Source organism: Streptomyces sp. AcH 505 (assembly GCF_000818175.1).
GTDB lineage: Bacteria > Actinomycetota > Actinomycetes > Streptomycetales > Streptomycetaceae > Streptomyces.
Map to the genome: position 1 here is coordinate 489,834 of NZ_JTIY01000001.1, position 12,347 is coordinate 502,180.

General features: G+C 70.1%; 11 protein-coding genes, 1 pseudogene and 1 riboswitch. Of the genes and pseudogenes, 3 read left to right on the forward strand and 9 right to left on the reverse strand.

Features of this window, described 5'->3' with window-relative positions:
- The 3 genes and pseudogenes from HY68_RS43405 to HY68_RS02190 form a co-directional block, all read left to right on the forward strand.
- A pseudogene (locus tag HY68_RS43405) lies at positions 1–197 on the forward strand (hypothetical protein); the annotation flags it as partial.
- 81 nt (positions 198–278) lie between these two features.
- Positions 279–1,403 (forward strand): LOG family protein, encoded by a 1,125-nt coding sequence (locus HY68_RS02185; protein ID WP_041983866.1) that lies wholly within the window; start codon positions 279–281, stop codon positions 1,401–1,403.
- A 146-nt stretch (positions 1,404–1,549) separates the two neighbouring features.
- Complete coding sequence (locus tag HY68_RS02190; RefSeq protein ID WP_041983868.1) at positions 1,550–1,987, forward strand: nuclear transport factor 2 family protein; 438 nt, start codon at positions 1,550–1,552, stop codon at positions 1,985–1,987.
- A gap of 14 nt (positions 1,988–2,001) precedes the next feature.
- Here the strand turns inward: HY68_RS02190 and HY68_RS02195 are convergent, their stop codons facing one another.
- The 9 genes from HY68_RS02195 to rpsB all read right to left on the reverse strand — a co-directional run bounded on the left by HY68_RS02195 (position 2,002) and on the right by rpsB (position 11,896).
- Positions 2,002–3,027 carry an ABC transporter ATP-binding protein gene (locus tag HY68_RS02195; protein ID WP_041983871.1) on the reverse strand — a complete coding sequence of 342 codons (1,026 nt, stop codon included), beginning with the start codon at positions 3,025–3,027 and terminating at the stop codon, positions 2,002–2,004.
- Complete coding sequence (locus HY68_RS02200; RefSeq protein WP_198533377.1) at positions 3,027–4,637, reverse strand: iron ABC transporter permease; 1,611 nt, start codon at positions 4,635–4,637, stop codon at positions 3,027–3,029. Before HY68_RS02200 ends, HY68_RS02195 begins: the two co-directional genes overlap by 1 nt.
- A gap of 38 nt (positions 4,638–4,675) precedes the next feature.
- Positions 4,676–5,776 (reverse strand): thiamine ABC transporter substrate-binding protein, encoded by a 1,101-nt coding sequence (locus HY68_RS02205; protein ID WP_041983873.1) that lies wholly within the window; start codon positions 5,774–5,776, stop codon positions 4,676–4,678.
- Positions 5,777–5,862: 86 nt separating this feature from the next.
- Positions 5,863–5,988, reverse strand: a riboswitch (TPP riboswitch).
- Between the two features lie 63 nt (positions 5,989–6,051).
- Positions 6,052–7,158: a 23S rRNA (adenine(2503)-C(2))-methyltransferase RlmN gene (gene rlmN, locus HY68_RS02210; protein ID WP_041983875.1), complete on the reverse strand. Its 1,107-nt coding sequence runs from the start codon at positions 7,156–7,158 to the stop codon at positions 6,052–6,054.
- Between the two features lie 90 nt (positions 7,159–7,248).
- On the reverse strand, positions 7,249–8,319 hold the full coding sequence (locus HY68_RS02215) for a phosphatidate cytidylyltransferase (protein WP_052456993.1): 1,071 nt from the start codon (positions 8,317–8,319) through the stop codon (positions 7,249–7,251).
- On the reverse strand, positions 8,319–8,876 hold the full coding sequence (frr, locus tag HY68_RS02220) for a ribosome recycling factor (RefSeq protein ID WP_041983879.1): 558 nt from the start codon (positions 8,874–8,876) through the stop codon (positions 8,319–8,321). Before frr ends, HY68_RS02215 begins: the two co-directional genes overlap by 1 nt.
- Before the next feature lie 132 nt (positions 8,877–9,008).
- Complete coding sequence (gene pyrH / locus HY68_RS02225) at positions 9,009–9,797, reverse strand: UMP kinase (protein ID WP_041983882.1); 789 nt, start codon at positions 9,795–9,797, stop codon at positions 9,009–9,011.
- A 166-nt stretch (positions 9,798–9,963) separates the two neighbouring features.
- On the reverse strand, positions 9,964–10,806 hold the full coding sequence (tsf, locus tag HY68_RS02230) for a translation elongation factor Ts (protein ID WP_041983884.1): 843 nt from the start codon (positions 10,804–10,806) through the stop codon (positions 9,964–9,966).
- Positions 10,807–10,897: 91 nt separating this feature from the next.
- Entirely contained in the window at positions 10,898–11,896 is a 999-nt protein-coding gene (gene rpsB, locus HY68_RS02235) for a 30S ribosomal protein S2 (RefSeq protein ID WP_041983885.1), read from the reverse strand.
- Between the last annotated feature and the right edge of the window lie 451 nt (positions 11,897–12,347).

Consider the following 12,347-nt stretch of genomic DNA (forward strand, 5'->3'; position numbering starts at 1 on the left):
CCGCCGCGACGCTGCTGACGGCGGCGCTGGAGTCCCGGCAGTCCCGCGCCGACAGCACACGGGCGCTGCGCGGACAGGGCGCCCCGGTCGCGGTGCTGCGTACGGCGGCGACGACGCGCGCCTTCGCGCTGCTCGTCGTCTTCGTACCGCTGACCTGGGCCGTCTCCACCCTCGCCGCGCTGCCGCTGAGCCGCTGAGCGGTGCCCCGTCCGGCCGTGTCGACGGGTTGGGGGACGGCCCCAGGGTTAGGCCCGGGGCATAGGCCCTAGGCTGGCGCCGTGCTGAATCCGGAGAGCAGTGACAGTGGCCAGGACCTGGAGATCGAGTCCCTGGCGGAATTCGATCGCAGGATCGGTGGCGGAAAGTTCGGCGGATACCGCCTGCAGGCCGTCGACCTGACGGGCCGTACGGCCGCCCTGCTGGCCGCCGACACCACGGGCGCGGTGTTTCTCGGCTGCCCGATGGAGCCGGAGGCGCTGGCCAAGGTGCGCGCCGACGGCGCGCTGGTGTTCCCGCCGGTGCCCGGCCTGCCGTTCGATCCGTACCGTGGTCTGCTGTACACGCCCGAGCAGCTTTTCGACGGCCTGGACGACGCCGGTTACGACGCGACACCGGACGCCCGCGGCTACGCGTGGTTCCAGCGGACCAGGTCCGACGGCGACATCTTCGCCTCCATGCTGCGCTCCGTGCACGACGACGCGATCTCCGACGCCCTCGACGAACACCTGGTCGGCGCGCAGGTCGTGGGCGTCATGGGCGGCCACGCCATGGCGCGCGGCACCGACGAGTACGCGGGCGCCGCCCGGCTCGGCCGCTCCCTGACCCGTACCGGACTGACCGTCGCCACCGGTGGCGGCCCCGGCGCCATGGAGGCGGCCAACCTCGGCGCCTACGCCGCCTGTTACCGGGACGGCATGCTGGACGAGGCGCTGGAACTCCTCAGCAAGACACCGTCGTTCCGCCCTTCCGTCTCCGACTGGGCGCAGGCCGCATTCGACGTGCGCAGGCGCTGGCCCAAGGGCGACGACTCCGTCGGGATACCCACCTGGTTCTACGGCCACGAGCCGCCGAACGCCTTCGCGGGCCACATCGCGAAGTACTTCGCCAACGCCACCCGTGAGGACGGTCTGCTGGCCCGCTCGAACGCGGGCGTGATCTTCCTGCCGGGCGCGGCGGGGACGGTCCAGGAGATCTTCGACAACGCGACACCGAACTACTACGAGTCGCGCGGCGAGCCGACCCCGATGATCCTGGTCGACCGCGACCACTGGACCCGGCACCTGCCGGCCTGGCCGCTGCTCCAGGCGCTGGCCAGGGAGCGTGCCATGGAGTCGCGGATCGTGCTGGTCGACACGGTGGACGAGGCGGCGGCGGCGCTGGCGCGGCTGACGGACGCGTACTGACGTCGGGGCCGTCGGGAACGTCGGGGACGTCGGGGACGTCGGGGGCCTGACCGACGTCGGGGTCATGACCTGTGAGGTAATCGCGTGTCCCGGTGCCCACGGGCAGAGTGGTGCGCGTAGCAGCGGCACGAACCTCTGGAGATCTCATGACCACCATCCCCAAGGCCTCTCCGGCCTCAGAGACCGAGCGCACCCGCGCCGTGGCGCTGGAGCTGCTGCGGCTGATCGGTGACGGCGAACCGGCCCTGATCGCGGGGCTGTTCGCCGAGCGGGTCGACTGGTCCATCGCCGAGAACCCGACGGTGCCGTGGATCCGTCCGCGTACCACCCGCGCCGATGTGGCGGACCACTTCCGCGAACTCGCCGCGGGCCAGCGGCCGGACGCCGCGCACTCCTCGGTCGACGTGGTGCTCGCCGACGGCAAGCAGGCCGTGGTGACAGGCCGGTTGGCCGGGACGGTGACGGCGACCGGCAAGACGTTCCGCTCGCCCTTCGCGATGCGGCTCACCGTCGAGGACGGCCTGATCAGCGGCTACCGCATCTACGAGGACAGCCTCGCGATAGCCGCCGCCTGCGCCGACTGAGCGCCGGCGCCCGCTCAGTCGAGTACGACGACGTCCTCGGCGGCGAAGGTCGCCCCGACCGCCGTCCCCTCGGGCGGCGCCTCCCGCAGGCCGCACTCCGCCTCCAGCGTCGGCGCCTCGTCGTCGGGACGCAGCAGTACGGCGACGCGGCTGCCCCGGAAGGTGCGCGCCTCGACCGTGCACCGCAGGCCGTCTGCCGGGGCGACCAGCCGTACCCCGGCGGGCCGTACCAGCAGCGTACGGTCGCCCTGCGCCGAGCCCTCGGGCACCGGGATCCTGCCCCAGGGGGTGGCGGCCGCCCGGCCGGCGACGGTGGCGTCCACGACGTTGTCGAAGCCGAGGAAGCGCGCGACGAAGGCGGAGGCCGGCCGCTGCCAGACCTCAAGGGGCGTGCCGGTCTGGGCGATCCGCCCGTCCCGCATCACCACCACCCGGTCGGCGAGCGCGAACGCCTCGCCCTGGTCGTGTGTGACGGCGAGCACGGTCGTACCCAACCGGCCGAACAGCAGGCGCAGTTCGACGACGAGCCGTTCACGCAGACTCCGGTCGAGCTGGCCCAGCGGCTCGTCCAGCATCAGCAGCCGTGGCTCGGGCGCGAGCGCGCGGGCGAGCGCGACGCGCTGCTGCTCACCGCCCGACAGCGCGGCGACGGCCCGCCCTCCGGCGCCCGGCAGTCCGACGAGGTCCAGCAACTCGTCCACACGGCGCCGCTGTTCGTCACGGGAGGCGCCGCGCATCCGCAGCCCGAAGGCGACATTGCCGCCGACGTCGCGCTGCGGGAACAGCTGGTGGTCCTGGAACATCAGCCCGACCCCGCGCCGGTGCACCGGCACCCCCGACTGGTCGGCGCCGTCGAGCAACACCCGTCCGGCGTCGGCGGGTTGCAGCCCGGCGACCACCCGCAGCAGGGTGGACTTGCCGCTGCCGCTGGGGCCGAGCACGCAGACGATCTCGTGTTCGGCGATCTCCAGGTCCACCGCGTCGACCGCCGTGCGCTCGCCGAACCGCGCCGTCACGTCAGCCAGGGTCAGCAGGGCCATCAGAACTCTCCGGAACTGTCGGTGCGGACACGTTCGAGTACGAGCAGGGACACCGCGCACACGATCATCAGGACCGTGCTCAGGGCCATCGCCTCGCCGTAGTTCAGCTCCCCCGGCCTGCCGAGCAGCCGCGCCACGGCCACCGGCAGGGTCGGGCTGTCGGGCCTGGCGATGAAGACCGTCGCGCCGAACTCGCCGAGCGAGACGGCGAAGGCGAATCCGGCCGCGACGAGCAACGCCCGCCGCACCATGGGCAGATCGACCTCGCGCCAGACCCGCAGCGGCGAGGCACCGAGGACCGCGGCGGCCTCGCGGAGCCGCCCGTCCACGGCCCGCAGCACCGGCAGCATGGTCCGTACGACGAAGGGGACCCCGACCAGCGCCTGGGCGAGCGGCACCAGGATCCACGACTGCCGCAGGTCAAGCGGCGGTTTGTCGAGCGTGATGAGGAAGCCGAAGCCGACGGTCACCGCCGAGACGCCGAGCGGCAGCATCAGCAGCGCGTCGAAGCCCCGGACGAACCGGCCCGCCCTGCGGGTGAGCGCCGCCGCGGCGAGGCCGCCGATCGCGAGCGCGATGACCGTCGCGACGAGGGCGTACCGCAGCGAGTTCCACACCGCGTCCAGCGCCGGTACGAGGAAGGTGCCGCCGGCGTCGAGGCGGCCGAGCGCCCGGTAGTACGCGAAGCCGTATCCGCCGGGCACGTCGAGCGAGCGCTCGACCAGCACGCCGAGCGGCAGCAGGAGCAGCAGCGCGATGCTCGCCAGCACCCCGCCGAGCAGGGTCCACTGCGCGGCGCCGCGCGGCCGGCGCGCGCTCAGCGCCGGGTCGACGAGCTTCAGGGTGGTCTCCCGCTTGCGTACGGTCCAGGCGTGCACGGCGAGGATCGCGCCGACGGCGACGAACTGGACCAGCGTCAGCACGGCGGCCGTCGGCAGGTCGAGCAGCTGCGCGGTCTGCCGGTAGATCTCCACCTCCAGGGTGGAGTAGCCGGGGCCGCCGAGGATCTGGACGACGCCGAAGGACGTGAAGGAGAAGAGGAAGACCATCAGGGCGCCGGCGGCGACGGCGGGCGCGAGCGCGGGCAGCGTCACGCGCCACCACGCGGCGACCCGTCCCGCGCCGAGGACCCGCGCCGCTTCCTCCTGGCGCGGGTCGAGTTGCGACCAGAGGCCGCCGACGGTCCGTACGACCACGGCGTAGTTGAAGAAGACATGGGCGAGGAGGATCGCCCAGACCGTGGTGTCGAGCCGTACGCCCCACAGCTCGTCCAGCACCCCGCCGCGGCCGACCAGCGCGAGGAACGCGGTGCCCACGACGACGGTCGGCAGCACGAACGGCACCGTGACCACGGCCCGCAGCAGCTGTTTGCCGGGGAAGTCGAAGCGGGCGAAGACGTACGCGGCGGGCAGCGCCACCAGCAGGGTGAGCAGGGTGGACGCCAGGGCCTGCCAGGTGGTGAACCACAGGACGTGCAGGATGTCGGGCCGGGCGAGCACGTCGCCGATCCGGCCGAACTGCCAGCCGTCGCCGGTCTTCAGCCCGCGGCCGACGATGGCGACGACGGGGTAGCCGAAGAAGACCCCGAAGAACGCGACGGGCAGGGCCATCAGGCCGAGCCGCACCGCGTTCCCCCGGCCGGGTGCGGTCACTTCACCACGAGTGAGGACCACGACTGGATCCACTGCTCACGGTTGGCGGCGATGCGGTCGGGTGTCACGGTCGCGGGCTTGGGGACCGTGGTGCCGAACTTGGTGTAGATCTCGGGCAGTTTCGCGCCCTTGACGACGGGGTTCACGAACATCGTGAGCGGCATGTCCTCCTGGAACTTCTTGCTGATCAGGAAGTCGATCAGGGCCTTGCCGCCGGCCGGGTTCTTCGCCCCGTCGAGCAGCCCGGCGAACTCGATCTGCCGGAAGCAGGTCCCGGTGGAGATACCGGTCGGCGCCTGGGCCGGCTGCGGCTTGGCGTACAGCACCTCGGCCGGCGGGCTCGACGCGTACGAGACGACGAGGGGCCGGTCGGCCTTGGCCTTCTTGCCGCCGGCCGAACCGGAGAAGTCCTCGTTGTAGGCCTGCTCCCAGCTGTCCACGACCTGGACGCCGTTGGCCTTCAGCTTCTTCCAGTAGTCCTGCCAGCCGTCGTCGCCGTACCGCGCGACCGTGCCGAGCAGGAAGCCGAGGCCGGGCGACGAGGTCGCGACGTTCTCGGTGACCAGGAGGTTCTTGTACTGGGGCTTGATCAGGTCGTCGAAGGTCTGCGGCGGCGCGAGCTTCTTGTCGGCGAAGTACTTCTTGTCGTAGTTGACGCACAGGTCACCGCTGTCGATGGGGGTGACCCGGTGCTTCGCCTTGTCGAGCTGGGTGTCGGCGTCGACCTGGCCGAGGCCCTTGGCGGCGTACGGCGTGAACAGGCCGTTGTCGAGGGCGCGGGAGAGCAGGGTGTTGTCGACGCCGAAGAAGACGTCGCCCTGGGGCGAACCCTTGGTGAGGACGGCCTTGTTGACGGCCTCCCCCGCGTCGCCGCTCTTGAGCACCTTGACCGTGTAGCCGGTCTCCTTGGTGAACGCCTTCATGACGGCGGGCGATGCGGCCCACGAGTCATGGCTGACGAGGGTGACGGTCTTGGACTTGGCGCCCCCGCCGCTGCCCGCCGACGAGTCGGAACTGTCGGAGCCGCAGGCGGCGAGGGTCGAGACACCGAGCGCGGCGGCGATCGCCACGGCCGTCATTCTCCGGGTGTTGCTCACTGAATTCCTCCTGGATGTCCAGGAGAAGACGCGGCCCTGCCCGGTGCGCCGCTCGCGGTGAGCGGAACCCGGGCAGGGCGCAACAGCTTGAGGGATGTCCGAACTTCCTACCCAGAATGACCTGGGCAAGGTTCAGAGGGTCTGCGGCCTGTGTCCGTCTTCACGGACATGTGCCGCACTCTCAGCGCTGTGGCGCTCCCCTGTCGGAATGTGACTGTGCGGTTGTACAGGAACAGATTACATGCAATCTGTTCCGGCGGCCCTAGCCGCGGGCCTTACCGCTCGGAGGCGGCAAGCTGCCCACAGGCCCCGTCGATCTCCTGGCCCCGGGTGTCCCGTACGGTCACGGGCACGCCGTGGGCGGCGATGGCGTCGACGAACGCCTTCTCGTCCTCGGGGCGGGAAGCGGTCCACTTCGAGCCGGGCGTCGGGTTGAGCGGGATCAGATTGACGTGCACCCGCTTGCCCTTGAGCAGCCGGCCCAGCCGGTCTCCGCGCCAGGCCTGGTCGTTGATGTCCCGGATGAGCGCGTACTCGATCGAGATACGGCGGCCCGATTTCTCCGCGTACTCCCAGGCGGCGTCCAGCACCTCGCGGACCTTCCACCGGGTGTTGACGGGTACGAGCGTGTCCCGCAGCTCGTCGTCCGGGGCGTGCAGCGAGACGGCGAGGCGGCACTTGAACCCCTCGTCGGCGAAGCGCAGCATCGCGGGCACGAGCCCGACGGTCGACACCGTGATCCCCCGCTGCGAGATCCCGAGCCCGTCCGGCTCGGGGTCGGTCAGCCGCCGGATCGCGCCGACCACCCGCTTGTAGTTGGCGAGCGGCTCGCCCATCCCCATGAAGACGATGTTCGACAGCCGCGAGGGCCCGCCGGGCACCTCCCCGTCGCGCAGGGCACGCATGCCGTCCACGATCTGGTGCACGATCTCGGCGGTCGACAGATTACGGTCGAGCCCCGCCTGCCCCGTCGCACAGAACGGACAGTTCATCCCGCAGCCCGCCTGCGAGGAGATGCACATCGTCACCCGGTCCGGGTAGCGCATCAGCACGGACTCGACGAGCGTGCCGTCATGCAGCCGCCACAGCGTCTTGCGGGTGGTGTCGTCGTCACACGAGATGTGCCGGACCACCGACATCAGGTCAGGCAGCAGCTCGGCGGCAAGCTTCTGCCGCGAAGCGGCGGGGATGTCGGTCCACTGCTCGGGGTCATGGGCATAGCGCGCGAAGTAGTGCTGCGACAGCTGCTTGGCACGAAACGCTTTCTCCCCCATGGCAGCGACAGCCTCGCGCCGCTCGACGGGACTGAGATCGGCAAGATGCCGCGGCGGCTTCTTGGCTCCGCGGGGCGCGACAAAAGTAAGTTCTCCGGGTACAGGCATGGTCGTACCAGTGTCGCAGACGCGCGGAGCGGGGCCCGCTGTCCTGTGGACAAGGGGCCCCGCTCGGGTGCTCGGTGGGGGTGGGGGTGGTCAGGAGCCTACGAAGAGGACCAGGAGCAGCCAGACCACCGGGGCGGTCGGGAGCAGGGAGTCCAGGCGGTCCATGATGCCGCCGTGGCCGGGCAGCAGGGTGCCCATGTCCTTGATTCCCAGGTCTCGCTTGATCATGGACTCGCCGAGGTCGCCGAGGGTGGCGCTGGCGGCGACGCCGAGGCCCAGGAGCAGGCCCTGCCACCAGATTCCGTCGTCGATCATGAACTGCATGCACAGCGCGCCGGCCACCATCGAGAACGCGACCGCGCCGAACAGGCCCTCGCGGGTCTTGCCTGGGCTGATGCGCGGCGCGAGCTTGTGGGTGCCGAAGCGCCAGCCGACCGCGTAGGCGCCGGTGTCGCTGACCACCGTCAGTACCAGGAACATCAGGACCCGCTGCGGGCCGTCGTCCGCCCTCAGCAGCATCGCGACGAACGTGGCCAGGAACGGCACGTAGAACGCGGCGAAGACGCCGGCCGTGACATCCCGGAGGTAGCCCTCGGGAGGTTCGGTCATCCGCCAGACCAGCACGGCGAGCGCGGTCAGGGCCATCGCGACCCAGGCGCCCTCGGCTCCGCGTACGTACCCGGCGACGACCATCGCGGCTCCGCCGACGGCCAGGGGCACGAGGGGGGCCTTGATGCCCTTCTTCTCGGCCAGCCGGGAGGTGAGCTCCCACAGGCCGACGACCACTGCGACGGCGATGACGCCGACGAACACGGCCTTGACGATGAAGAGGGAGGCGATGACCACGGCGCCGAGGCCCAGACCGACCCCTATCGCCGCGCGCAGGTCACGGCCGGCCCGTTTCTTCTGCGGCGGGGGTGGCGGTGCTGCGGGCATGGGCTCCTGCGGGATCTCGTCGCGGAACAGGGGGCCGCCCGGCCGAGCAGCCCCCCGGCCGGCATCCTGGTCCCCGCCGTCGGCGGGTTCGTCGGGCACGATGGGCATGGGGCGAGTCTGCTGTGCCTCATGCCCATCGTATGCGGGACCCGCCGGGGCAGCCCCCTGGTCGGGCGGCCCCCAGTAGCCGGCAGTCGGCGGGGTGCCCCAGGAAGAGTCGTTCATCAGACTTCGAGCAGCTCGGCTTCCTTGTGCTTCAGGAGTTCATCGACCTGGGCGACGTACTTCGCCGTCGTGTCGTCGAGCTCCTTCTCCGCGCGCCGGCCCTCGTCCTCGCCGACCTCGCCGTCCTTGACGAACTTGTCGATCGTCTCCTTGGCCTTGCGGCGCACGGCGCGGATCGAGATCTTCGAGTCCTCGGCCTTGGTCTTGGCGACCTTGATGAACTCCTTGCGGCGGTCCTGGGTGAGCTCGGGGAAGACCACCCGGATGATGTTGCCGTCGTTGCTCGGATTGACACCGAGGTCGGAGTCGCGGATCGCCTGCTCGATGTTGCGCAGCGCCGACTTGTCGAACGGGGTCACCACGGCCATCCGCGCCTCGGGCACGGCGAACGAGGCGAGCTGGTTGATCGGGGTCAAGGCGCCGTAGTAGTCAGCCACGATCTTGTTGAACATCGCCGGATGCGCACGCCCCGTGCGGATCGCTGCGAAGTCGTCTTTGGCGACCAGGACGGCCTTCTCCATCTTCTCCTCGGCCTCGAGGAGGGTCTCTTCGATCACCACTTGCTCCTGCGTGTCTTGAGTGGGCCCGGTTGTCTGCTGCCGGTCCCGGCGGAACCTGCGTCGCGTCTTCTCCTGCACGGTGTCCGACCGGCAGGCCTTTGTCCATCCCCGTGCGGGGCCGCTCCGGAGTCAGCTCCGGGTGCCCTGGTCGCTCACGAGAGTGCCGATCTTCTCACCCTTGACCGCACGCGCGATATTGCCCTCGGCCAGCAATTCGAAGACCAGGATGGGCAGTTTGTTGTCCTGGCACAGCGTGATCGCCGTCATGTCGGCGACGCGCAGACCGCCGGCGATGACCTCGCTGTACTCCAGGGCGTCGAACTTGACGGCCGAAGGGTTGATCTTGGGGTCGGAGTCGTAGACGCCGTCCACGCCGTTCTTGCCCATCAGCAGCAGTTCGGCGTCGATCTCCAGCGCGCGCTGGGCCGCTGTGGTGTCGGTGGAGAAGTACGGCATGCCCATGCCCGCGCCGAAGATCACCACGCGGCCCTTCTCCAGATGGCGCACGGCACGCAGCGGGATGTACGGCTCGGCGACCTGGCCCATGGTGATGGCGGTCTGGACGCGGGAGTCGATGCCTTCCTTCTCCAGGAAGTCCTGGAGGGCGAGGCAGTTCATGACGGTGCCGAGCATCCCCATGTAGTCGGAGCGGGCCCGGTCCATGCCGCGCTGCTGGAGCTCCGCGCCGCGGAAGAAGTTACCGCCGCCGATGACGATGGCGATCTCCGCCCCGTCCCGTACGACGGCCGCGATCTCGCGGGCGATGGCGTGTACGACGTCGGGGTCGACGCCGAGCCCTCCGCCGCCGGCGAACGCCTCACCGGACAGCTTCAGCATGAAGCGGCCGGCTTTCTTGCCGGGGTCGCCGGGTTCGCTCTTGTCGTCGGCAGACTGGTTGGCGTCCGCGCCCTTGTTCATGGGATCTCCTCGTGCACATACGAAGAAGGCCATTGCCGGTGGGTGGATGTGTCCCTTTCGGCAATGGCCTCCTCGTCAGGTCTGCGGTCGTGCGGCGTGTACACGGCCGACGACTGTCCCAGACCCTAGCGGGATCCGCCGTCGTTCGCGTACGACTGCTGCGACGTCAGGCGCCGACGCGGATGCGCGCGAAGCGCTTCAGCGTGACACCGGCCTCGTCCAGAATCTTCTTGACGCTCTTCTTGTTGTCCTTGGCGAACGGCTGGTCGAGGAGGGTGACCTCCTTGAAGAAGCCGTTGACCCGGCCTTCGACGATCTTCGGCAGGGCTGCCTCGGGCTTGCCCTCCTCGCGGGAGGTGGCCTCGGCGACGCGGCGCTCGTTCTCGACGATGTCGGCGGGGACGTCCTCGCGCGTCAGGTACTGCGGGGAGAAGGCGGCGATGTGCTGCGCGAGATCCTTGGCGATCGTCGCGTTCTCCTTGTCCAGCTCGACCAGGACGCCGACCTGCGGCGGGAGGTCGGGCATGGTGCGGTGCATGTACGACGCCACGTAACCGCCGTCGGCCGGGAACTGCGCGAAGCGGTCCAGGACGATCTTCTCGCCGAGGTTGGCGTTGGCCTCGTCCACGTACGCCTGGACGGTCTTGCCGGCCTCGATCTCGGAGCTCAGCAGAGCGGCGATGTCGGCGGGGGTGGTCTTCGCGACGTGCTCGGCGATCGCCGTGGCGACAGCCTGGAACCGGTCGCCCTTGGCGACGAAGTCCGTCTCGCACTTCAGCTCGACCAGCACGCCCGAGGTGTTGTCGGGGGCGATGAGGGAGACCACCGCGCCGTTCTCGGCACTGCGGCTCTCTCGCTTGGCGACGCCCTTCTGGCCCTTGACGCGCAGGACCTCGACGGCCTTGTCGACATCGCCGTCGGCCTCGACCAGGGCCTTCTTGCAGTCCATCATGCCGGCGCCGGTCAGCTCGCGGAGCTTCTTGACGTCAGCGGCGGTGTAGTTCGCCATGTCTGTGAGTCTCTCTCGGAAGTCGAAGATCTACGGGTGGACGGCGGGGGTCTTGTGGACCCCCGCCGTCAGCAACCGAACCTTGTGAGGGTCAGGCCTTCTCGGCGTCCGCGGCCGGAGCCGACTCCTCGGCGGGGGCTGCGGCCTCGTCGGCTGCGGCCTCGGCGGGAGCGGCGGTCTCCTCGGCCTGCTCGGCGTCGGCGACCTTCTCCGTCTCGGCGGAGGTCTGGACCTCGGCCGGGGCTTCGGCGGTGGCCTCGGCCGGGGCCTCGGCGTCGGCCGGCTTCTCGGCGTCGCCTTCGGCGGCCTTCTTGTCACCGGTCAGCAGGTCGCGCTCCCACTCGGCGAGCGGCTCACCGGCGGCCTTCTCGCCCGGCTTCTGGTCGCCGGTCGCGGCACCGGAGCGGGCGATGAGGCCCTCGGCGACGGCGTCGGCGATCACGCGGGTGAGCAGGGTGACGGAACGGATCGCGTCGTCGTTGCCCGGGATCTTGTAGTCGACCTCGTCGGGGTCGCAGTTGGTGTCGAGGATCGCGACGACCGGGATGTGGAGCTTGCGCGCCTCACCGACGGCGATGTGCTCCTTCTTGGTGTCCACGATCCAGACGGCGCTGGGCACCTTCTGCATCTCGCGGATACCGCCGAGGGTCTTCTCCAGCTTGATCTTCTCGCGGGAGAGGACCAGCAGCTCCTTCTTGGTGAGGCCGGAGGCGGCCACATCGTCGAAGTCGATCTGCTCAAGCTCCTTGAGGCGCTGCAGACGCTTGTAGACGGTGGAGAAGTTGGTCAGCATGCCGCCGAGCCAGCGCTGGTTGACGTAGGGCATGCCCACGCGCGTCGCCTGCTCGGCGATCGCTTCCTGCGCCTGCTTCTTGGTGCCGACGAACATGATGGAGCCGCCGTGGGCGACAGTCTCCTTGACGAACTCGTAGGCGCGGTCGATGTACGACAGCGACTGGAGCAGGTCGATGATGTAGATGCCGTTGCGCTCCGTGAAGATGAAACGCTTCATCTTCGGGTTCCAACGGCGGGTCTGGTGACCGAAGTGGACGCCGCTTTCCAGCAGCTCCCGCATCGTGACGACGGCCATGGCCGTACTCCTCGGATACTCGGTTGTCGCGACCGCCGGACGACGGTCCCGCCTGACGCCCCGGCGCGCTGTGCCACGAAGGACCGAGTGGCGCGGACATCGGCGCGATGAAGGGCCGATGGCGGGGCGTGCGAAGTCGACCCGGTGACCCGGATCGCCACAAGAAGTGTACGGGACCTTCGCACCCCCGGGTGACGGCGCTGTCCACAACCGGTCGGTACTCCACAGATCCGGTTCATGATCAGCGCGAACCGGTCGGTACGCGGCACCGTATGCGTCATGATCACTGTTCGTTGGCTGCTCGGGCCGCTCGTCGCCGTCCTGCTCGTCGCCGCTCCCGGAGTCGCCTCCGGAGCCTCGTCCGCCGCCGTCTGGCCGGTGGATCCACGGCCGGCCGTGGTGCGCGGCTGGGAGCCGCCCGCCTCCGCGTACGGGCGGGGCCACCGCGGGG